Annotated in this window: 16 protein-coding genes; 1 reads left to right on the forward strand and 15 read right to left on the reverse strand. The window is 70.9% G+C overall.

Annotation, left to right across the window (positions count from 1 at the left end):
- Positions 1–10: 10 nt before the first annotated feature.
- The 7 genes from WC969_11260 to WC969_11290 are packed head-to-tail and all read right to left on the reverse strand — an operon-like array spanning position 11 to position 10,465.
- Positions 11–3,499, reverse strand: a complete 3,489-nt coding sequence (locus WC969_11260; GenBank protein MFA6030424.1) for a tetratricopeptide repeat protein — start codon at positions 3,497–3,499, stop codon at positions 11–13.
- Positions 3,496–4,935 (reverse strand): Asp-tRNA(Asn)/Glu-tRNA(Gln) amidotransferase subunit GatB, encoded by a 1,440-nt coding sequence (gene gatB / locus WC969_11265; protein MFA6030425.1) that lies wholly within the window; start codon positions 4,933–4,935, stop codon positions 3,496–3,498. Before gatB ends, WC969_11260 begins: the two co-directional genes overlap by 4 nt.
- On the reverse strand, positions 4,932–5,357 hold the full coding sequence (locus tag WC969_11270; protein MFA6030426.1) for an NUDIX domain-containing protein: 426 nt from the start codon (positions 5,355–5,357) through the stop codon (positions 4,932–4,934). The genes gatB and WC969_11270 overlap by 4 nt, the downstream gene beginning before the upstream one ends.
- Positions 5,354–6,811, reverse strand: coding sequence for an Asp-tRNA(Asn)/Glu-tRNA(Gln) amidotransferase subunit GatA (gene gatA, locus WC969_11275; protein MFA6030427.1), 1,458 nt, complete (start codon positions 6,809–6,811; stop codon positions 5,354–5,356). Before gatA ends, WC969_11270 begins: the two co-directional genes overlap by 4 nt.
- Entirely contained in the window at positions 6,808–7,998 is a 1,191-nt protein-coding gene (locus WC969_11280; GenBank protein MFA6030428.1) for a tetratricopeptide repeat protein, read from the reverse strand. Before WC969_11280 ends, gatA begins: the two co-directional genes overlap by 4 nt.
- Complete coding sequence (gene gatC, locus WC969_11285) at positions 7,995–8,279, reverse strand: Asp-tRNA(Asn)/Glu-tRNA(Gln) amidotransferase subunit GatC (protein ID MFA6030429.1); 285 nt, start codon at positions 8,277–8,279, stop codon at positions 7,995–7,997. Before gatC ends, WC969_11280 begins: the two co-directional genes overlap by 4 nt.
- Positions 8,276–10,465, reverse strand: a complete 2,190-nt coding sequence (locus WC969_11290) for a UvrD-helicase domain-containing protein (GenBank protein ID MFA6030430.1) — start codon at positions 10,463–10,465, stop codon at positions 8,276–8,278. The genes gatC and WC969_11290 overlap by 4 nt, the downstream gene beginning before the upstream one ends.
- Before the next feature lie 157 nt (positions 10,466–10,622).
- On the opposite strand from WC969_11290, the gene WC969_11295 reads away from it, so the two are divergent.
- On the forward strand, positions 10,623–11,009 hold the full coding sequence (locus tag WC969_11295; protein MFA6030431.1) for a response regulator: 387 nt from the start codon (positions 10,623–10,625) through the stop codon (positions 11,007–11,009).
- A 51-nt stretch (positions 11,010–11,060) separates the two neighbouring features.
- Here the strand turns inward: WC969_11295 and hydE are convergent, their stop codons facing one another.
- The 8 genes from hydE to WC969_11335 all read right to left on the reverse strand — a co-directional run bounded on the left by hydE (position 11,061) and on the right by WC969_11335 (position 20,622).
- A complete protein-coding gene (gene hydE, locus WC969_11300) occupies positions 11,061–12,116 on the reverse strand; it encodes a [FeFe] hydrogenase H-cluster radical SAM maturase HydE (protein MFA6030432.1) in 1,056 nt (351 codons plus the stop codon).
- Between the two features lie 7 nt (positions 12,117–12,123).
- Positions 12,124–13,500 (reverse strand): [FeFe] hydrogenase H-cluster radical SAM maturase HydG, encoded by a 1,377-nt coding sequence (gene hydG, locus WC969_11305; GenBank protein ID MFA6030433.1) that lies wholly within the window; start codon positions 13,498–13,500, stop codon positions 12,124–12,126.
- Positions 13,497–14,774 carry a [FeFe] hydrogenase H-cluster maturation GTPase HydF gene (gene hydF / locus WC969_11310; protein ID MFA6030434.1) on the reverse strand — a complete coding sequence of 426 codons (1,278 nt, stop codon included), beginning with the start codon at positions 14,772–14,774 and terminating at the stop codon, positions 13,497–13,499. The genes hydG and hydF overlap by 4 nt, the downstream gene beginning before the upstream one ends.
- Positions 14,775–14,922: 148 nt before the next feature.
- Positions 14,923–15,306, reverse strand: a complete 384-nt coding sequence (locus tag WC969_11315; protein ID MFA6030435.1) for a response regulator — start codon at positions 15,304–15,306, stop codon at positions 14,923–14,925.
- Positions 15,284–16,462: a hybrid sensor histidine kinase/response regulator gene (locus WC969_11320; GenBank protein MFA6030436.1), complete on the reverse strand. Its 1,179-nt coding sequence runs from the start codon at positions 16,460–16,462 to the stop codon at positions 15,284–15,286. Before WC969_11320 ends, WC969_11315 begins: the two co-directional genes overlap by 23 nt.
- The gene (locus WC969_11325; protein MFA6030437.1) at positions 16,459–16,872 is read right to left on the reverse strand and encodes a response regulator; all 414 of its coding nucleotides are present in this window, start codon (positions 16,870–16,872) and stop codon (positions 16,459–16,461) included. The genes WC969_11320 and WC969_11325 overlap by 4 nt, the downstream gene beginning before the upstream one ends.
- Positions 16,873–16,886: 14 nt before the next feature.
- The gene (locus WC969_11330; GenBank protein ID MFA6030438.1) at positions 16,887–18,881 is read right to left on the reverse strand and encodes a [Fe-Fe] hydrogenase large subunit C-terminal domain-containing protein; all 1,995 of its coding nucleotides are present in this window, start codon (positions 18,879–18,881) and stop codon (positions 16,887–16,889) included.
- Positions 18,882–18,900: 19 nt separating this feature from the next.
- The gene (locus WC969_11335; protein MFA6030439.1) at positions 18,901–20,622 is read right to left on the reverse strand and encodes an NADH-dependent [FeFe] hydrogenase, group A6; all 1,722 of its coding nucleotides are present in this window, start codon (positions 20,620–20,622) and stop codon (positions 18,901–18,903) included.

A 20,622-nucleotide genomic window follows, 5' to 3' on the forward strand; every position in this document is an offset into this window, starting at 1 on the left:
GTTCCTCCTCCTATTTCATCATCGACTGGACCGCGCCCTCGAGTTCGGGGTCGAGAGCGACGGCCTTCTTCGCGGCGGACTCGGCCTCGGCGCGCTGGCCGGCCTTATGCGCGGCGCGCGCCTTGTTGAACCAGACGCCCGGGTCCTCCGGGTCGGCCTCGGCGGACTTCGCGTAGTGCTCGAGGGCCTCGGCGTAGCGCCCTTGGGAGAACGCGGCGTTGCCGAGGCTGTTGTGCGCCGGAGCGGAGCCCGGAACGGCCTCGACCGCCTTGTTGAACCAGCTCAGGGCCTCGTCCTCGCGGCCGTGCTGCCAGCAGACGATGCCGAGTTCGTTGAGGGCGTCGGAATCTTTCGGGTCGACCTCGACCCTCCGCCGGAGTCCCTCGGTGAGCGTTCGGAAGCGCAGGTCGAGCCAGTAGTTCGCCTCGGCGGTGAAGCGCCTGTCCGTATCCTCGGCCGGCGGCACCTCGGCGGCCGCTTCCGAGGTCGGCTGCGTGGCCGGCTCATAGGTCTGCCAGGCCTCGCGCGGGTCCGTCACCTGGCCCTTGCCGGCCTTGCGCATCTCGCGCCAGGCCCCGGCCGCCTTGCGCACGGCCTCCTGGAAGGGCGCGCCGACCATCGTCGCCTCGAGCGGCACCCAGAGGGTGCCCGCGTACTCGATGAGGAGGTCGGCGGGTAGTCCGGCCTCGGCCGGGTCCGAGACGCCCGTGTCGAACATCAGCGCCAGATGGCCGGGGTAGTCGAGCACGGCCGCCTTGACCGTCGCGCCTTCGAGCATGGAGACCAGGAGCGTCACGAGGTCGTCGCACTCGCCGCTCTTGCGCTTGAGGGTCTCGCGCGGGAACTGCGTGTAGTCGACCGGGAAGGCCGGGTCCTCCGAGACCTTCTCGAAGGGGTTGTTGGGGCTGGGGAGGAAGCGCACGCCGATGGCGCCGAGCGCGTCCCAGACGTGCATCGCGATGCGCAGGTTCTCGTCGAGGTTCTCGGCTCCCGCCGGCCCCTTCGGCGCGGTCCGCAGGATGCTGCGCCCGAGGTCGAGCACGGGGGGGTCCTTCGGCGTGATGAAGTTCGCGATGCGCCGGGGGTCCTCCCAGGTGATGGCGTTGCGCGAGTAGACCTTGAGGGCCTGCGTGCGCGAGAAGGTCTGCTTCTGGCCGTCCGTGAAGTAGGTGACCGTGAACTCCGCCTGGATCGGCGTGTCCTCGGTGACCTCGAGGATGCGGTTGTTGAGCGTCGCCATCAGCGGGAGCTCGACCTTCTGCTGGGGGGCGAGGTTCTCGACGACCTGCTCGGTGGCGAAGTCCATGAAGTCCTTGAGCTGGAAGGAGAGCTTCACGCTCTGGAAGGGCATGTTGGTGGTGTTCACGAGCGTCGCCCGGCCGAGCGGGTTCTTGAGGTACCACTTATAGTTGGCCGAGAAGATGTTCCCGAGCGTGAGCGTCGAGATCTCGACCGCCGCGCGGTTCGCCGAGGGCGGGACGTAGACGGGGATGGGCTGGGACAGCGGCCCGAGGTCGCCCGTCGTCGCCTGCACGGCCACGCGGTAGAAATAGGTCTGCGGGCCGGCGGCGTCGGAGTCCTTGAACGCCCCGTTGCGCAGGTCGCCGAGTTCCTCGCCGGGCGCGTGCATCGAGGTCGAGCGGTAGACCCGGTAGGAGTCGATCCACGGGTCGACCTGCTCCGGCCACTCGAGCGTCACGATCCCGCCGACCGCGCTCGTCGTCACGGCGACGGGCGGGGCGATGCGCGGGCGCAGCGCGAAGGCGAGGATGCGGTTCTGCGCGGGGTCGGAGACCGCCAGGCGGGCGCCGGTGACCGCGAGCGCGTCGGGGCCCTTGAGGCTGCGCTCGTCGGAGCCCTGGGCGAAGAAGTTCGTCACCCAGTTGCCCTCCTTGTCGAAGACCGAGACCCGGGGGTTGCCCTGATCGAGCACGTAGAGGTAGCTCTTGCCGTCATAGGCGAGCGCGACGGGGTCGTCGAACTGCCCGATGCCGCGTCCCTCCTCGCCCCAGGCCTGGACGAAGCCGCCGGAGGGCTCGCACTTGAAGAGCTTCTTGAGCTTGCGGTCGAGCACGTAGACGAAGCCGGTGTCGTCGTAGGCGACCGCGACCGGCTGCTTGAGCACGTGCGGCCCGACGGCCGGTCCGAAGGCGAAGAGGAAGGCGCCGTCGGGACTGAAGGCGGAGACCCGGGCGTTCCCGGTGTCCGCGACGTAGACGGTGCCCTTCTCGTTGATGGCGACGCCGCCGGGGGAGGAGAGGCGCCCTTCCTTGCTGCGGCTCTCCCAGCCCTGCGCCTGCGCGAACTCGGACTTGAAGACGCCTTTGGCGTCGAAGACCTGCATGCGGTGCTGGGGCTCGTCGGCCACGAAGATGCCGAACTGCGGGCTCACCGCGAAGCCCTTGGTGCCGTGCGTGACGGAGGGGTCCTTGCCCATCTTCTTGCCGAAGCGCAGCCGCTCCTTGCCCGCCTCGTCGAGCGCGACGAACTGCCCGACCGTGGGCAGGTAGGCGTAGACGAGGCCGTTCCAGGCCGCGAGCGCCGAGGCCGGATAGGGGAAGACCTGGGTCGGGCCGCTGACGAAGAGCTTCATCGCGAGGTTCTTCGAGAGTTTCGTCGTCTTGGACTTCGTGCTCAGCGCCGCGCGCACGATGCGTCCGTTGCCCGCGTCGGCGACGAGGATCGTCCCGTCGGGGGCGACCGTCACGTCGGAGGGCTTCTTGAACTGCCCGGCCCCGGAGCCGAGGCTGCCGAACTCCCCGAGCAGCGCGCCCTGGGTGTTGAGCTCCTTGACCTTCCCGCGCCGCGGCTCGAGCACATAGAGGAAGCCGTAGGCGTCGATCGTGAAGTGCTCGCCGATGAGCGGGAAGTCCTTGACCAGGCGCGTGCGGGGGTCGAACTTGATGATGCGCGCGTTGCCGGCGTCGAGCACGTAGATGTGGTCGGAGGCGTCGACGACGACGCCCGTGGGCTCCTTGAACTTGCCCGGCTCGCTCCCCTTCTCGCCGAAGCCGAAGAGGAAGACGCCCTCGCGCGTGAAGACCTGGATGCGCGCGTTGCCCGTGTCGGCGACGTAGACGCGGCCGTCGGCGCCCACCGCGACCGACTGAGGGGAGCGCAGCTGCCCGGGGTCGGAGCCCGGCACGCCGAAGTGGCCGAGGAACTTCCCGTCGGCGTCGAGCATCTGCACGCGCGAGTTCCCGGTGTCCGCGACGAAGACGGTGCCGTCGGGGCCGACGGCGACGCGGCGGGGGCGGGAGAGTTCCTCGCGCCCGGTCCCGCTCTTTCCGGCCGTCCCGAGCAGCTTCCCGTCGTTCGCGTAGATCCCGAGCACGCCCTTCTTCTCGTCGAGCACGTAGAGGCGGTCGGCAGCCGCGGCGATGGAGACGGGCGTGAGGGCCGGCTCGGTCGGCAGCGGCGTCGGGAACTGGATGAGGTCGTACGCGCACGCGGCCCGCGCGACCAGCAGGAGCGCGGCGCCGAGGAGTCCATTTCTCATGACAGCTTCTCCTTGAGTATGCGTTGCACGATGCCGGGGTTGGCCTTTCCCCCCGACTTCTTCATGACGGCCCCGACGAGGGCGCCGAGGGCGCGCTCCTTGCCGGAGCGCACGTCGGCCGCGGCCCGCGGGTTCTCCGCGACGGCCTCCGCGGCCCAGACGGCGAGCGCGGCTTCGTCGCTGACCTGGGCCAGCCCGAGGCGCTCGACGAGCGCGGCCGGGGCCTCCCGGGTCTCCCACATCTTAGCGAAAATCTCCTTGCCCAGCGTGCCCGAGAGCGTGCCCTTCGAGACGAGGACGACGAGCTCCCCCAGCCGCTCCGGCGGGACCGGGCAGTCCTCGAGGCCGAGTCCGGCGGCGTGCAGGCGCGCGAAGAGCTCGGTCTGCAGCCAGTTGGCCGCCCCCTTGGCGAGCGCCGGCCCGCAGGCCTTCACCGCGGCCTCGTAGTAGTCGGCGAGCGCGCGCTCGGCGGTGAGCACCCCGGCGTCGTAGTCGGAGAGGCCGTACTGCGCGCAGAAGCGGGCGCGTCGGAGCTCCGGGGCCTCCGGGAGGTCGGCGCGCAGGCGCGCGGCGGCCTCGGCGCGGACGACGACCGGGACGAGGTCGGGGTCGGGGAAGTAGCGGTAGTCGTCGGAGCCCTCTTTCGAGCGCATCGCCTCCGTGGCGCCGCGCTCGGGGTCCCAGAGCCGGGTCTCGGCGGCGACCCGTCCGCCCTCGTCGAGGAGCCGGCCCTGGCGGGCGATCTCGAAGACGAGCGCGTCGCGGACCATGCGGAAGGAGTTGAGGTTCTTGAGCTCCACCTTGACGCCGAGCGCCGAGCTCCCGGCCGCGCGCACCGAGACGTTCGCGTCGCAGCGCATCTCCCCCTTCTCCATGTCGCAGCGCGAGATCCCCGCGTACTGGAGCAGGGCCTTCAGCCGGGTCAGGCAGTCGAAGGCCTCCTCGGGGGAGCGGAGGTCGGGCTCGGTGACGATCTCGACGAGGGGAGCCCCGCCGCGGTTGAAGTCGACGCGCGAGTACGGCAGGGCGCGGGAACCCTCGTCATGGAGGAGCTTGCCGGCGTCCTCCTCGATGTGGACGCGCGCGACGCGCACGCGGCGGCCGCGCGCGAGCTCGAGGGCGCCCTCCTCCGCCAGCGGCTGCTCGAACTGGGAGATCTGATAGCCCTTGGGGAGGTCGGGGTAGAAGTAGTTCTTGCGCGCGAAGACCGAGCGCTCGCGAAGCCGGCAGCCCAGCGCGAGGGCCCCGAGGGCCGCGAGCTCGACGGCCCGACCGTTGAGCGCGGGCAGGGCGCCGGGCTGGCCGGTGCAGACGGGGCAGATCGCGCTGTTGGGCGGCGCCCCGAACGAGGAGGCCGCGCACGCGCAGAAGAGCTTGGTGCGCGTCGCGAGCTGGACGTGGACCTCGAGCCCGATGACGGCTTCCCGGACGCTCACGCGCGGGCCTCCCGCATCAGGGCCTCGAGCTTCGCGAGCAGGCGATGGTCCTTGGGATAGTCGAGGACCCGGGGCGCGCCGGCGAGGGAAAGCCACTTGCAGCCGGAGATCTCCCCCTTGCGCGGGCGCCCGTCGCGGCGCAGGGGCCGCATCCAGTACCAGCGCACGCGCTTATGGACCCGGCGCTCGCCGCGCCGAAAAGAGTAGCGCACCTCGCCGACCGTGCGCAGGACCTCGCAGCGCCAGCCGCTCTCCTCATGCACTTCCCGCAGGGCCGCCGCGCGCGGGGTCTCGTCGCCCTCGAGGTGCCCCTTGGGGAAGGTCCACACGACCTGGCCTCGCAGGTTGCGCATGCGGATGAGGAGCACGCGTCCCCCCCGGGTCACGAGCCCGCCGGCGGAATGCTCGCGGGAGGCCTTCACAGGGCGCACTCCGGGAACGGCGCCTGTTCCTGGTAGCGGGCGGCCGCGCGCAGCAGCAGGCCCTCCGAGCCGGCCGGGCCGAGGAGTTGGACGCCCACGGGCAGTCCCTCCGGGGTCCGGCCGCAGGGCATGGAGAGCCCGGCGATGCCGGCCATGTTGCAGGGGACGTTGTAGACGTCCATGAGGTACATCGAGAGAGGATCGGCCTTCTCGCCGAAGCGGAAGGGCGGCGTCGGAGCGGTCGGGGTGAGGAGCAGGTCGACGCTCCGGAAGGCCTCGGCGAAGTCCCGGCGCACGAGCGTGCGGACCTTCTGGGCCGTCCGGTAATAGGCGTCGAAATAGCCCGCGCTCAGCGCGTAGGTCCCGATGAGGATGCGGCGGCGGACCTCCTCTCCGAAGCCCCGGGCCCGCGAGGCGCCGTAGAGTCCGGCGAGTGAGCCGTCGCCGCGCTCGCGCCGCCCGAAGCGCACCCCGTCGAAGCGTGCGAGGTTCGCGCTCGCCTCGCAGGGGGCGAGCACGTAGTAGGCGTCGAGCGCGCTCTCCGTGTGCGGCAGGGAGACCTCGCGGAGCTCTGCGCCCAGCGAGCGCAGGAGCTCGGCGGCGGCGCGGACCGGCGTCTCCACCTCGACCGCGAGGCCCGCGCCGAAGTACTCGCGGGGCAGGCCGACCCGCAGCCCGCGCAGGTCCCCGCGCGCCTCGGCGAGGTAGTCGGGCCGGGGCCCGGGCGCGGAGGTCGAATCGCGCGGGTCGTGGCCGGCGATCGCGCCGAGGAGCAGCGCCGCGTCCTCCGCCGTGCGCGCGAAAGGGCCGATCTGGTCGAGGGAGGAGGCGTAGGCGACGAGCCCGTAGCGGGAGACCGCCCCGTAGGAGGGCTTGAGCCCGAACACGCCGCAGAAGGAGGCCGGCTGGCGGATGGAGCCGCCGGTGTCGGAGCCGAGCGCGAGCGGCGCCAGGCGCGCGGCGACCGCCGCCGCCGAGCCGCCGCTCGAGCCGCCGGGCACGCGCGTCGGGTCGTGGGGGTTGCGCGTGGGGCGATAGGCCGAGTGCTCGGTCGAGGAGCCCATGGCGAACTCGTCCATGTTGGTCTTGCCGATGAGGAGAGCGTCCTCGGCGCGCAGGCGCTCGACGACCGCCGCGTCGTAGGACGGCCGCCAGCCCTCGAGGAAGCGCGAGCCGCAGGTGGTCTCCACGCCGCGGGTGCAGAGGTTGTCCTTCAGAGCCACCGGCACCCCGGCCAGGCGCCCGACGGGGCGGCCCGCGGCGACGCGCGCGTCGACGTCGGCGGCCGCGGCGCGCGCCTCCGGCTCGCAGAGGCGCAGGAAGGCGCCGAGCCCCTCGTCGAGCCGGCGGACCCGCTCGAGGTGCGCCTCGAGGACGCGCACGGCCTTGAGTTCTCCGCGCTTGACGCGCCGGGCGGTCTCCGCCGCGCTGAGCCGGGTGAGGTCGTCGCTCACTGGATGGTGATCGCCTCGTCTGCGGGCTGCGCGGGAGAGGAGTCCTCGGGGAGCTCCGCGGGCCGGCGGGGCGGCGGCTCCGAAGCGGGCTCGGAGGCCTCGCGCGAGGCGTCGGCCGCGCGGGAGGCGGCCGTCCCGCGCTTGCCGCCGGGGGGCGCAAGCCCCTGGTCGGGCTCCTGGACGCGCTCGCCGGGGAGCAGGGCGTCGGCGGCGACGCCGCTGGGGCCCTCGGACCCGGCGTCCTCCTGAGGGGCCGCGCGCAGACGGCGGATCTGGGCGTCGATCTGATCCGCCTTCGAGGGCGTCAGCGCCTTGGCGCGTTCGAGGTCGCCGACCGCCGCGCCGCGCTCGCCGATCTGGCCGCGCGCGACGCCGCGGTTCGCGTAGGCGAGTCCGTGGCGCGGATTGAGGACGACGACGCGGTCGAGGTCCTTGATGGCGCCGCGGAAGTCGCCCATCTGAAAGAGCACGTTGCCGCGCAGGTAGAGCGCATCCTCGTGGTCGGGGTTGCGCTGAAGGAAGGCCGTGAGGTCCTCGGCGGCCTTGGCGAACTGCTTGAGCTCGCGGCGGTCGCGGCCCCGGTAGTAGTAGGCCCAGTCGAAGGCCGGCGCGGACTTGAGCACGGCGTCGTAGTCGTAGACGGCGCCGCGGAAGTCCTTGAGCTTGTCGCGGACGGTTCCGCGTACGACGCGGAAGACCGCCGCGCTCGGCGCCAGACTCACCGCCTCGTCGAGGTGCGGCAGGGCGTCCTTGGGACGCCCGCGCTGGCTGAGCACGCTGCCGAGCCCGAAGTGCCCGAGGGGATACTTGGGACCGAGCTCGACGGCGCCGCGGAAGTCCTCCTCCGCCGCGGCGAGGCGCTTGAGGACGAAGTCCGCGAAGCCGCGGGCGGCGAAGGACTCGGGGCTGTTGGGCTTGAGCGTGCTCGCGACCCTCGCGTCCTCCTGCGCGGCCCGGGCCTCTCCGGCGGTCCAGCGGCACATCGCCCGGAAGCCGCTGGCCGTCTTCCAGCCGGGGTGGAGCTCGATGGCCTGGCCGAGGAGCTCGACGCAATCGTCGAAGCGGGCGCCCTCGTAGGCGGCGATGCCCTTGCGCATGAGCGCGCGGGCCTCGGCGCCGGGCTGGCCCTGCCCGCGAGCGGCGTGCGCGGAGGGGACGGCGAGGAGGAGGAGGAGCAGGGGAATCATTCGATCACCTTGGGGACCTTGAAGTACGGGCCGTCGCGCTCGGGCGCGGCGGCGAGGAGCTCCTCGGAGAGGCCCGAGGGCTTCGGGTCATCGGCGCGGAAGACGTCCTCGAGCTCGAGGGCGTGCGCGGTCGGCTCCACGCGGGAAAGGTCGAGGGAGCGCAGGGCGTCCACGTGCGCCAGGATGCGCTCGAGCTCCGACGCGCGGCGCGCGGCCTCGCCGGGCTCGAGCGCGAGGCGGGCGAGGGCGGCGGCCTTGAGCACGTCTTCTTCGGTGATCATGCGGGGCTCAGGGGCGCGTAGCGCAGGAGGAGCTTCTTGGTGACGCCGCTGTCGAAGCGGACGGTGACCTTGAGCATCTCTCCGGCGCCGCTCTTCTCGACGATCTCGCCTCGCCCGAACTCGGGGTGCTTCACCCGCAGGCCCACGCGCACGCGCAGGGCGGGCTTGGGCGCCGCGGCCGGGACCGGGGGCGGCGCGGAGCCGTCGGCCGGGACGGCGGCCGGCTCCTCGCGGCGGCCGAGGAGGCCCGCCTCGAAGACGAAGCGCGAGGGCAGGTTCGAGTAGAGGCGGCCGAAGAGGTGGCGCGTCGCCGCATGGGTGAGCACGAGGCGCTCGCGCGCCCGCGTCATGCCGACGTAGCAGAGGCGGCGCTCCTCCTCGAGCGAGTCGGGGTCGCCGTCGCTGGAGGTGATGGGGAAGAGGCCTTCCTCGAGGCCGGTCAGGAAGACGGCCGGGAACTCGAGCCCCTTGGCCAGGTGCACGGTCATCAGCGTCACGGAAGGGCGGTCGGCGTCGTAGCCGTCGGCGCCGGTCTGCAGCGCGGCGCTCTCGAGGAAGTCGGTGAGGCGGGGCGCGGACGGAGCGGCGCCTTCCGCGGCGGGCGGCGGGGCGGCGTGCTCCTCGAACTCGCGGACGGCGTTGAGGAGCTCCTGGACGTTGTCGAGCCGCGCGGCCTCCTCGGGGTCGTTCTCCGCCTCGGCCTCGAGCCACGCCCAGTAGCCGCTGCGGCGGATGACCTGCTCGACGGCCTCGGTCGGCCCGAGGTTCTGGAAGTCGCGGTGGAGCGCTTCGATGAGCGCGACGAGCTCGGCGGCGGCGCGGCGCGCGGAGGGCTTGAGCTTCTCGATGCGCGCGGCGCCGCGGAAGGCCTCGAAGAGCGAGCATTCGCCCAGGCGCGCGTGCTCTTTGAAGAGCTCCACGCTGGCGTCGCCGAGTCCCCGCGGAGGCAGGTTCAGGATGCGCCCGAAGGAGATCGAGTCGTCGGGGTTGATCGCGACCCGCGCGTAGGCGAGCACGTCCTTGACCTCGCGGCGCTCGTAGAAGCGCACGGCCCCGACGACGCGGTGCGGGACCTGTGAGAGGGTCAGCGCCTCCTCGAAGGAGCGGCTCTGGGCGTTGGTGCGGTAGAAGACGGCGACATCCTTCGGCGAGAGCCCCGCGGAGAGCAGGCGCACGATGCGCCGGGTCACGACGCGGGCCTCCTCGCGCTCGTCGGGGGCCTCCTCCACCTCGACCGGGAGCCCCGAGGGCTTCTGGGGGAGCAGGTTCTTCTCGTAGCGCTGGCGGTTATGGACGATGACGCAGGAGGCGGCCTTCAGGATCTCCGGGGTGGAGCGGTAATTGCGCTCGAGGCGCACCGTCTTCGCCCCGGAGAAGTCCGTCTCGAACTCCATGATGTTGCGCATGTGCGCGCCGCGCCAGGAGTAGACGAGCTGGTCGGGGTCGCCCACGACGCAGAGCTCGCGGTGCTTCGCCGCCAGCGCCTTCGTCATCATGTACTGCGCGTGGTTGGTGTCCTGGTACTCGTCGACGAGGACGTGGAGGAAGCGCTCCTGGTAGTAGGTCCGCACGTCCTCGTGGTCGCGCAGGAGCTCGACGCCCTTCATGAGCAGGTCGCCGAAGTCGAGCGCGCCGGCCACGTCGAGCTTGCGCTGGTAGCCCTCGTAGACCCGGGCCGCGGTCTCGCGGTGCGGGTCGCGCTGGGCCATCGCGTAGATCCCGTAGGAGCCGGGGTCGAGGAGGTCGTCCTTCGCCCGGGAGATGCGGTTGACGTAGATCGAGGCCTTGTTCTTCTCCTTCTCGAGCCCGAGCTCCTTGAGGACCTCGACGACGAGCTTCTTCTGGTCGTCGGAGTCGTAGATGGTGAAGTGCTTCGGAAGCTTGAGCTTCTCGGCGTGGATGCGCAGGAGCTTGGCCGAGAAGGCGTGGAAGGTGTGAGCCCAGACGCGGCCGCCGCTGCCGGGGGCGAGGAGGTCGATGCGCCGGCGCATCTCGTCGGCGGCCTTGTTCGTGAAGGTGACCGCGAGGATGCGCTCGGGCGGCACGCCGTCGCGGATGAGCGCGGCCACGCGGTGCACGATGACGCGGGTCTTGCCGGTTCCGGCGCCGGCGAGGACGAGCAGGGGACCGCCGCGGTGGGCGACGGCTTCCTGCTGTTCGGGGTTGAGGGTGTCGACTTCGGACATGCTCGGCGCGTCGAACGCGTACTCAGGATTCTAACACAAAGGTCGTGGACCCGCCATAGGCCCCCTATCCCCCCCTCCCTCTCGAGAGTGCGCCCGATTGACGGCCCCCCGCGGACTTGATAACTTATGCCCATACGACGTCCCGCAGGGGGCCCTCATGGCGAAACTTCTTCTCGTCGACGACGACCTGGACGTGATGACCCAATACAAGGCCGCGCTCGCGAACACCGGGCACGAGCTCACCATCGCCGCCTCGGCCACAGAGGCCCGCGGCCTCCTCAAGAACTTCATCCCCGACCTCGCGGTCGTGGACATCATGATGGAGGACGGCATCCCGGGCTTCGACCTCGCCCGCGAGATCCATCAGAAGGCGCCCGACTGTCCCATCCTCATGGTCTCCAGCCTCAACCAGGAGCTCAAGAGCCCGGCGGACATGACGCCCGACGAGAAGCTCCCCATCCACAAGTTCCTCGACAAGCCGCTCACCGGGAAGATCCTCGTCCAGGAGATCGAGAAGGCCCTCGCCTCCCGCAAGAAGAAATAAAAAGAGGAGCCCCCCGGTCCCTCACGGGACCGGGGGGCTCTTTTTTTGTGTCTAGAGGACGGAGTCCGAGACCGCGCGGCCCCGGCGCGAGCCGGGGCCTGTCCCGGGGACGCGGCCGAGGCTCCGGATGCGCTGGAGCAGACAGGCGTGGCAGGAATCGGCGGTCTCGTAGACGCAGGCCTTGGCGGGGTAGATCTCGTAGAGCGGCCGGCAGCGCACGGGCGTGAGGTTGGGCATGACCACGTTGGCGCCCCGGCGCAGGCCGTGCTCTCGCCCTCCGGCGCGGTTGAGCGTCGCGAGCGCGGTGGTGCTCGGGATGTTGGCGTCCGGGCGCAGGAGCCGGGCCAGCGCGACGACCTTGTACGTCATGAGCTCCGTCGCCGGGACCTGCTCGCGCGCGGAGATATCCCGCGGCAGGACTCCGCGGCCCAGCGGGGTGCCGGGGTGCGCGAGGTAGGGGCCGACGCCGATCATGTCGAGGTCGAGTTCCCGGAAGAGCAGGAGGTCGTCGGCGACGCTCGCGAAGGTCTGTCCGGGGAGGCCGAGCATGACGCCGCTGCCGGTCTCGTAGCCGAGGCCCTTGAGGACGCGCAGCAGAGCGATGCGGTCGCTCGGGCGGCCCGGCAAGGACGGATGGACGAGGCGGTAGAGCTCGGGGTCCGAGGTCTCGAAGCGCAGAAGGTAGCGGTCCGCTCCGGCCGCGCGCCAGGCCGCGAGGTCCCCCTCGTCGCGCTCCCCCAGAGAGAGCGTCACGGCCAGCGGGGTCTCGGCCTTGATGCGCCGCACGAGGGTCTCCACGTCGGCGCGGTCCAGGGAAGGATCCTCGCCGGCCTGCAGGACGAGCGTCCCGTAGCCGTAGGCGACGGCCTCTCGCGCGCAGGAGAGCACCTCGTCCTCGCTCAAGCGGTAGCGCTCGACGGAGGCGCCGGCGCGGATGCCGCAGTAGCCGCAGGAGCGCACGCAGCGATTGGAGAGCTCGACGAGTCCGCGGAGGTGGACCTCGTCGCCCGCGTGCGCGCGGCGCGCCTCGTCGGCGCGCGCCCAGAGCTCCTCGAGGCGCCCGGGATCCTCCTCTCTCAGCCAGCTCAGGACGCGGCTTCGTTCCATGTCGGGCTCAGAGGTAGAGGTCCCGCTCGCCGTTGCGCACGCGGCGCAGCAGCTCGCCGACCTTCACGCGCAGGGGCTCGCTGACGACCTCGCGCTCGAGCATGACCCGGATGACGTCGAAGCCCTTCTGGCTCAGGTCGGGGTCGGCGAAGTCGTAGAGGTACTCGGCGAAGGTCAGCATCGCGTTGGGAAGGCAGTGCTGCTTGATGAGGCCGGGCTTGGCGAGGTCCATGAAGTCCTTGCCCACGCGCCCGCGACGGTAGCAGCCCGTGCAGAAGGACGGGATGTGCCCCATCTTCAGCACGTCGTAGACGACCTCGTTGAGCGGCCGCGTGTCGCCGAGGGAGAACTGCGCTCCGCTCCCCCCCTCCCCGTAGCCGCCGGGAGCCGTGCGCGAGCCCGCCGAGATCTGCGAGACCCCCAGGTCGAGCGCCGCCCGCCGCATGGGGATGCTCTCCCGCGTGCTGAGGATGATCCCCGTATAGGGCACGGCCATGCGGAAGATGGCGATGATCTTCTTGAACTCCGCGTCGGTGACCGCGTAGGGCGGCCGCGCGCTCAGCGCCGAGCCCTCGGCGGGCTCGATGCGCGGCACCGAGATCGTGTGCGGCCCCAGGCCGTGGCTCTTCTCGAGCGCGCGCACGTGACCCAGCAGCGCGAGGACCTCGTAGCGCCAGTCGTAGAGCCCGAAGAGCACGCCGACGCCCACGTCGGCGATCCCCGCCTCGAAGGCGCGGCCCACCGTCTCCAGACGATACCGGTAGTCGGCCTTCGGCCCGCGCGGGTGCAGGCCGCGGTAGCTCACCTCGTGGTAGGTCTCCTGGAAGATCTGATAGGTGCCGATCTTGTGCTCGTTGAGCCGCTGGAACTCGGGGAGCGTGAGGGGCGCGATGTTGACGTTGACGCGGCGGATGCTCCCCTTCGGGGTGCGCACGGAATAGATCGCGTCGATCGCGTCGAAGACGTACTGGAGCCCGCCTTCCGGGTAGTCCTCGCCCGAGACGAGGAGCACGCGCTTGTGCCCCTGCTCGATGAGCGACTCGGTCTCGCGCAGGATCTCGTCCTTGCTCAGGGCCTTGCGCTTGAGGCCGCGGTTCTCGGCGCGGAAGGCGCAGTAGGCGCAGTCGTTCTTGCAGAGGTTCGAGACGTAGAGCGGGGCGAAGTAGACGATGCGGTTGCCGTAGATCTCGCGCTTGACGAAGCGCGCGGTCTCGTAGCAGGCGTGCACGAGCTCCCGGTCGGTCGTGCGCATGAGGACGGCGACGTCGGGAAGGTCGAGCCCCTTGAGCTCGCGCGCCTTCGCCAGGACCTCGCGGACCCGCGCGGGGTCCGGCTTCGAGGTCTCCTTCAGTTCCTCCACGATCCGCCCGTGGTCGATGCTCATCTCCGGCCTCCCGCGTCCGCCCGAGCCGACGCGAACCCCTCTTCCTGCTCGTACGCCCGCCGCGCCTGCGGGAACGGCTCCAGCACCCGGCGCGCGACGCCCTGGAGCGCCGCGATGGCCACTCCGTAGTTCGTGACGCTCGTCCCCGCGCTGCGCGCGGCCTCCACGCGGGAGAGCATCTCCCGGCGGTTCAAGGTGCAGCCGCCGCAGTGGATGACCGCCCGATAGCCGCCCAGCTCCGCGGGGAAGTCCTTCCCGCTGACGACGTCGACGAGGACCTCTCCGCCCGCCGCCTCGCGCAGCCAGCGCGGGAGCTTCACGCGGCCGATGTCGCCGTCGACGGCGTGGTGCGTGCAGCCCTCGGCGATGAGCACGCGCTCGCCCGGCCGGATGAAGCGCAGGCGCGCGCCGCCGCGGGCGGCCTCGACGAGGTCGCCCTTCGCCCGCGCGAAGAGGATGGAGAAGGTCGTGGCGGCGACCCCGGGAGGGGTGTCGTCGAGGACCTGGCGCACCGCCTGCGAGTCGCAGACCACGAGGTCCGGCCGGCGCGAGAAGGAGGCGAAGGCGGCCTTCAGGCCGCTCTCCTTGACGGTCAGGCACATCGCGTCGGCGTCGAGCGCCTCGCGGATGCTCTGCACCTGGGGAAGGATGAGCCGTCCCTTGGGCGCCTCGAGGTCGATGGGGACGACGAAGACGACGAGGCCGCCCGCGGCGACGAGGTCGGAGAGCAGAGGCGGCGGCTGGACGAAGTCGGCCGGGACGAGGTCGATGAGCGCCCCCTTGAAAGCGTGCAGGAAGGCGTCGCGGCCGCCCTTCCCGACGCTCGAGACCGTCAGCACCTTCGCCGCCTTCGCGCGCACGGCCTCCAGGAAGGCGGGCTCCGGCGGCCGCAGGTCGGTCTTGTTCACCACGGCGACCAGCGGCAGCTTCCGCCCGGCGCAGGCGCGCACGACCTCCTCCTCGGGCTCCCCCCAGACGCCGCTCTCGACGACGAGCACGGCGAGGTGGGCGCGCGAGAAGATCCGGGCCGTGCGCTCGACGCGGCGCGCGGCGAGCTCGGAGCGGTCGTCGACGCCGGCGGTGTCGAGCAGGAGCACGGGGCCCAGCGGCAGGAGCTCCATGGCTTTCTCGACGACGTCGGTGGTCGTGCCGGGGACCTCGGAGACGATGGAGACGTCCTGGCCGGCGATGAGGTTGAGCAGGCTCGATTTCCCGGCGTTGACGCGGCCGAAGAGGCCGAGCGCGAGGCGGTCGCCCTTGGGGGTCTCCCTCACGGGCGCCTCCCGGGCAGGGCGCGCGGGGCGGACATGGGACGGACGGGGGACACCCGCCCCCTCCCCGCGCGCGCGACAGTACGGCGTTTCACGGCTCCTCCAAGAGGCGTACGGCCGGCCTCTCACGGCATCCGACGGACGACGGCGGCTACTTCGCGGTGAACTTTCGGACCAGCTCGAGCAGGCGCTCCTTCTTGACCGGCTTCTCGATGAACTCGCTGACCGGGAGCCAGGACGGGTCGACGTCCGCGCCGCTGAAGCCGAGCTTCCCGTGCTCGTTGACCGAGGTGACCATGACGATCGGAAGCTTCTCGTACTTCGAATGGATGTCCCGCGCCAGCTCGAAGCCGGCGGTGTCGTTGCCGGGGAACATCACGTCGAGCACGACGACGTCGGGCTTCACCTGCCCGACGCGCTCGACGGCTTTCTTCTCGTTGAGCTCGATCTCGGCCTTGTGGCCGCCCGCCTCGAGCATCATCGCCGTGGCCTTTGCGATGTCCTGATCGTCGTCAATGACGAGTACTCGCGCCATGAGCGTCCCCCCGTGCGGCGGTTTCGGCCGTGCTTTCGGCCGGAGCGTCTTTCAAGATGACGGTGAAGGTGCTGCCCTCGCCGGGACGGCTCTCCACGGTCGCGTCGCCTCCGTACATTCTAGCGAGTTTTCGCACCGTGGATAAGCCGAGACCGCTGCCGAGGATGCGGGCGGTGTGCTCGTTGCGGATCCGCGTGAACTCCTTGAAGAGCTTCGCGGCGTCCTCCGGCGAGAGCCCGATGCCGGTGTCGCGCACGGAGAAGGTCAGCGCGTCGCCCGAGCGCTTGAGGACGATGTCGACGCGCCCGCCGTCGCGGTTGTACTTGACGGCGTTGGAGACGAGGTTGTTGGCGACGATCTCCAGCTCGCTCGCGTCGGCGATGAGCGCCGTCCCGGGGCCGGCGTCGAGGTGGAGGACGATGCCGCGCCCCTGCGCCTCGCGCTCGACGGCCTCCATCGCGTTCTTCACGACCTCGGCGAGGTCGACGGTCTTGAGGTCGCGCTTCTTGTGGCCCGACTCGATGCGGGTCATGTCGAGCAGGTCGTAGATGAGCTTCTTCATCCCGGAGAGCCGCGTGAGGCTGCGCTCGACCATGAAGAGCTCGTCGCCCTTCGTGCGCTCCTTGAGGATCTCCATGTAGCCTTCGACCGCGTTGAGCGGAGCCTTGAGCTCGTGGGAGAGCACGGAGATGAACTCGAAGCGGATCTTGCGCTTCTCGGCCTCGAGCACCCGGGCCTTGCGGCTCAGGACGACGTGCGTCGTCGCCTTGCGCAGGGCGTAGCGCAGCTCGTCGGGCGTGAAGGGCTTGGCGAGGAAGTCGTAGGCGCCGAGCTTCGTGGCGCGCACCGCGGTCTCCAGCGACGCGTAGGCGGTCGCCATGATGACGAGGATGTCCTTCTGCGCCGGCGTCGCGCGGTGAAGGATGTCGAGCCCGGTCATGTCGGGGAGCTTGTAGTCGAGCACGAGCACGTCGGGGCGGTCGGCCTCCAGCGCCTTGAGGCACTCCGCCCCGTTGCCGACGGTCTTCACCTCGAAGGTCGCCTCGACGCCGGCATCCTTCACCTCGATCTTCAGGGGCTCGAGGATGCGCCGAACGCCGGTGCAGAGCACCGCCTCGTCGTCGACCACCAGGACCTTCAGCCGCTCGCTCGTCACGACTTCGCCTGCCGCTTGCGCGCGAGCAGCATCTCGACCTCGCGCCGGAGCTGCTCGAAGCGCACCGGCTTGGCCAGCACCTTGTCCACCTTGAGCCAGGCCTTCTCGTCGGGCCCCGCGACGTCGAAGACGAGGCCCGTCTCCCGGGTGACGCCGGTGACGAGGATGACGGGGCGCTCGGGGCGCGCCTTCTTGAACTCGTGCGCGAGCACGATCCCCGCGTCCATCTGCCCCATCATGAGGTCCACGAGCACGAGGTCGGGGTCGACCTCGAGGATCATCGCCCGGCCTTTGTCCGGCCCCTCGGCCGCGTGCACCTCGTAGCCGGCCGCCTCGAAGCGGATGCGCTGCTGGGCGAGGAAGTCCACGTCGTCGTCGATGAGGAGGATGCGCGCCTTCTTGTCGCTCATAATCCGTCTCCTTGCTACGGCTCCCGTCTCGGCAGGGTGATCGTGAACGTCGTCCCCGTCGGTCCGGCCGCGGGGTTCGCGTTGGAGTCCGCCCGGATCTGTCCGCAGTGCATCTTCACGATGCCGTGGCACATCGCCAGGCCGAGGCCGGTCCCCTTGCCCACCTGCTTGGTCGTGAAGAAGGGCTCGAAGACCTTCTTCATGTTCTCCTTGGGGATCCCGACGCCGGTGTCGGCGACCGCGAGCTCGACGTTCGCGGCGTCGCCCGCCGCGCGCAGGGTCAGCGTCCCCCCTCCCGGCATCGCGGCCACGGCGTTGGAGATCATGTTCGTGAGCACCTGCATCATCTGGTCGGGGTCGAGGTCCGCCGAAGGGTCCTCGGCGTCGGTGCGCAGGACGACGCGGATGCTCTCGGGGACCTGGACCGAGCCGACGGCCTTCTCGAGGAGGCGGCCGACGTCCGTCGGCTGCCGGAAGACCTTGTTCTGGCGCGCGAAGTTGAGCAGGCCGGCGACGATCTTCTTGCAGCGCTCGGCGTGCTCGACGATGAGGGAGAGGTCCTCCTTCATGTCGACGCGCTCGGAGCACTTCTCGAGGAGGAGGTTCGTATAGAGGAGCACGACGCCGAGGGGGTTGTTGACCTCGTGGGCGATGCCGGCGGCGACCTGCCCCATGCTGGCGAGCTTCTCGCTCTGAGTCAGCGCCTCCTTGGCGGCGCTGAGGTCCTGGTGCGAGCGCTCGAGCGCCTGCACCGTCGTGCGCAGGTGCTCGATGGCGTAGGGCAGGCACATCTCGACCTCCGCGAGGCCGCGGTAGACCGCGGTCGCGTGCTTGCGGCAGGTGGCGTAGCCGCAGGCGCCGCAGTTGAGCTCGTCCTCGGGCTTCGTCTTGCCCATGAGCGCGAGGATGCAGGCCATCTCGGTGTCGGAGGGGCGCTCGATGCGCTGGTCGAAGGCCGTGAAGCCGCGGCGCAGCGAGATATCGCCGTGGAGGCGCAGGTCCTCGGCGTAGCGCGCCTTGTCGAGGACCGCCTGCCCCTTCTTCACCGCCTGCGTGACGCGGTGGCGGCGCTCGAGGATGGGCTCCTCGCGGCTGAAGCCGGGGCCCATGATGCAGCCGTGGCAGGAGAGGACCTCCATGAGCCGGACGTCGCCCGGGTCCTTGCGGAACTCCCGGATGGCGGCCCAGAAGTTCACCTTCCCGTCGACGACCATGAGGTCGCCGCGCAGCAGGTCCTCCTCCATCCGTGCGGCCTGGAGCAGGCCGCGCGAGACCGGGAAGAGTCCGCCGAGCCCCCCGTGCGGGGGGTCGAAGGCTCCGCGCTCGACGCGGGAGGAGTCGACGGCATGCTCGACGATCATCTGGCGCAGCTCGCCGAAGGTCAGCGCCGCGTGGACCTCGCCGGCGACCTCCTCGTCGACGGCCTCCCCCTTCTTGGCGATGCAGGGGCCGACGAAGACGACGGAGACGTCCCCTCCCCGCAGGCGGCGCACGACGCGGGCGGTGGCGATCATGGGCGAGACCACGGGGATCATCGCCGGCAGGAGGTCGGGGACGTACTTCTCGATGTAGGAGACCACCGCCGGGCAGGTCGTCGCGATGTAGCGGCCGTCGGTCTCCGAGAGCAGGCGCGAGTACTCCTTCGCGACGAGGTCCGCGCCGAAGGAGACCTCGTGGACGCCGGCGAAGCCGAGCGCGCGCAGGGTCCCGGCGAAGGCCTCGTCGTCGAGCTCGGAGAACTCGGCCGGCCAGCTCGGGGCGACGATCGCCACCGTGGGACGGCCGCCGCGCAGGAGGAGCTCCGCCCCCTCGATGGAGGAGTAGACCTTCTTCGCCTTCTGCCCGCAGACCCGGATGCAGTTGCCGCAGCCGATGCAGCGCTGCGCCACGATGCTGGCCTGGCCGTAGGCGACCTGGATGGCCTTGGCGGGGCACTCCCGGACGCAGGTGTAGCACATCCGGCACTTCTCCTTGATCGTGCTGACCAGCGGGGCGTCGCCGATGCGCATGGGAGTCTCTCGTTCCTCTCTAGACCGCCGCCGTCCGCGGCGCGTAGGTCGTGTGGAGCAGCTCGTGGCTCCTGTGCCCGAGCGGCTCTCCCAGGAACTCCTTGTAGACCCGCTGCACCATCGGATTGCGGTGCGAGACGCGCAGGGTCTCCTTGCGGTCGATCTCGTAGAGCGCGGCCGCGCGCGCCTTCACGCGCTCGGGGTTCGTGAAGTAGGGCTGGCCTCCGCCCGCGATGCAGCCGCCGGGGCAGGTCATGACCTCGATGAAGTGGTAGTGGCGCAGGCCCTTCTCCATGTCCTCGAGCAGCCGGCGGGCGTTGCCCAGGCCGCTGGCGACCGCGGCGCGGACGGTCAGCTCGCCGATGCGCAGCGTCGCCTCCTTGATCCCCTCCAGGCCGCGGACCTCCTTGACCTCGAGCTGCGCCATCTCCTCGCCGGTGAGCATCCAGTGGGCGGTGCGCAGCGCGGCCTCCATGACCCCGCCGGAGGCGCCGAAGATCTTGCCGGCCGAGCTGCGGGCGCCGAGCAGGGTGTCGGCCGTCTCGGGCTCGAGGGAGTCGAAGTCGAGGCCCTGCGTCCGGATCATCCGCGCGAGCTCGCGCGTCGTGAGCACCGCGTCCACGTCGGGCATCCCCTCGCGCAGCATCTGCTCGCGGGAGGCCTCCCCCTTCTTCGCCGTGCAGGGCATGACGCTGACGCTGAAGATCGTCTCGGGAGCGATCTTCTCCCGTTCGGCGTAGAAGGTCTTGATGAGCGCGCCCAGCATCTGCTGCGGGCTCTTGCAGGAGGAGAGGTTGGGCAGGTACTTCGGGAAGAAGGCCTCGACGAAGTTGATCCAGCCCGGCGAGCAGCTCGTCATCATGGGCAGGGGCTTCTTCTTCGTCACCCGGTCGACGAGCTCGGAGGCCTCCTCCATGATCGTGAGGTCGGCGGCGAAGCCGGTGTCGAAGACGCGGGCGAAGCCCATGCGCCGCAGCGCGGCGACGAGGAGACCGTCGACGTCCTTGCCGGGCTTCACGCCGAAGTACTCGCCGAGGGTCACCGAGACGCTGGGAGCGTGCTGGACGACGACGTGCTTCGCGGGGTCGCCGAGCGCGGCGAGGACCGCCTTGAGATGGTCCTGCTCGCGCAGCGCGCCGGTGGGGCAGACCACGACGCACTGCCCGCAGCTCACGCACTTGGAGAGGTTGAGGCCGGAATCGAAGGCGGAGGCCACGCGCGCGCGGCTGCCGCGCGCGACGAAGTCGATCGCCGAGACCCCCATGACTTCCTCGCAGACGCGCACGCAGCGCCCGCAGAGGATGCACTTCGACTGCTCGCGCACGATGGCCTCGCTCGAGTTGTCGATCTCGGGCTCGCGCACCGGCTTCGCGTAGCGGCGCTGGCGCACGCCGTTCTCCTCGGCGAGGGCCTGGAGCTCGCAGTCGTTGTTGCGCACGCAGTAGAGGCAGTCGTCGGGATGGCTGGCGAGCAGGAGCTCGACGATGGTCTGGCGCGCGCGGAGCACGCGCGGGGAGTGGGTCTTCACCTTCATGCCGTCGGCGGCGGGGAACGCGCAGCTCGGCACGAGGTTCGCCTGGCCCTCGCACTCGACGACGCACATCCGGCAGGCGCCGCTCGGGAAGCGGTCGCGCAGGTTGCACAGCGTCGGGACCTTCACCCCGGCGCGCTCGAGCGTCTTGAGGAGCATCTCTCCGGGCTTCGCCTCGACCGTCTTTCCGTTGACCGTGATCGTCGCCAT

This window comes from Elusimicrobiota bacterium (genome assembly GCA_041660925.1).
Taxonomy (GTDB): Bacteria; Elusimicrobiota; Elusimicrobia; order UBA1565; family UBA1565; genus JBAZUV01.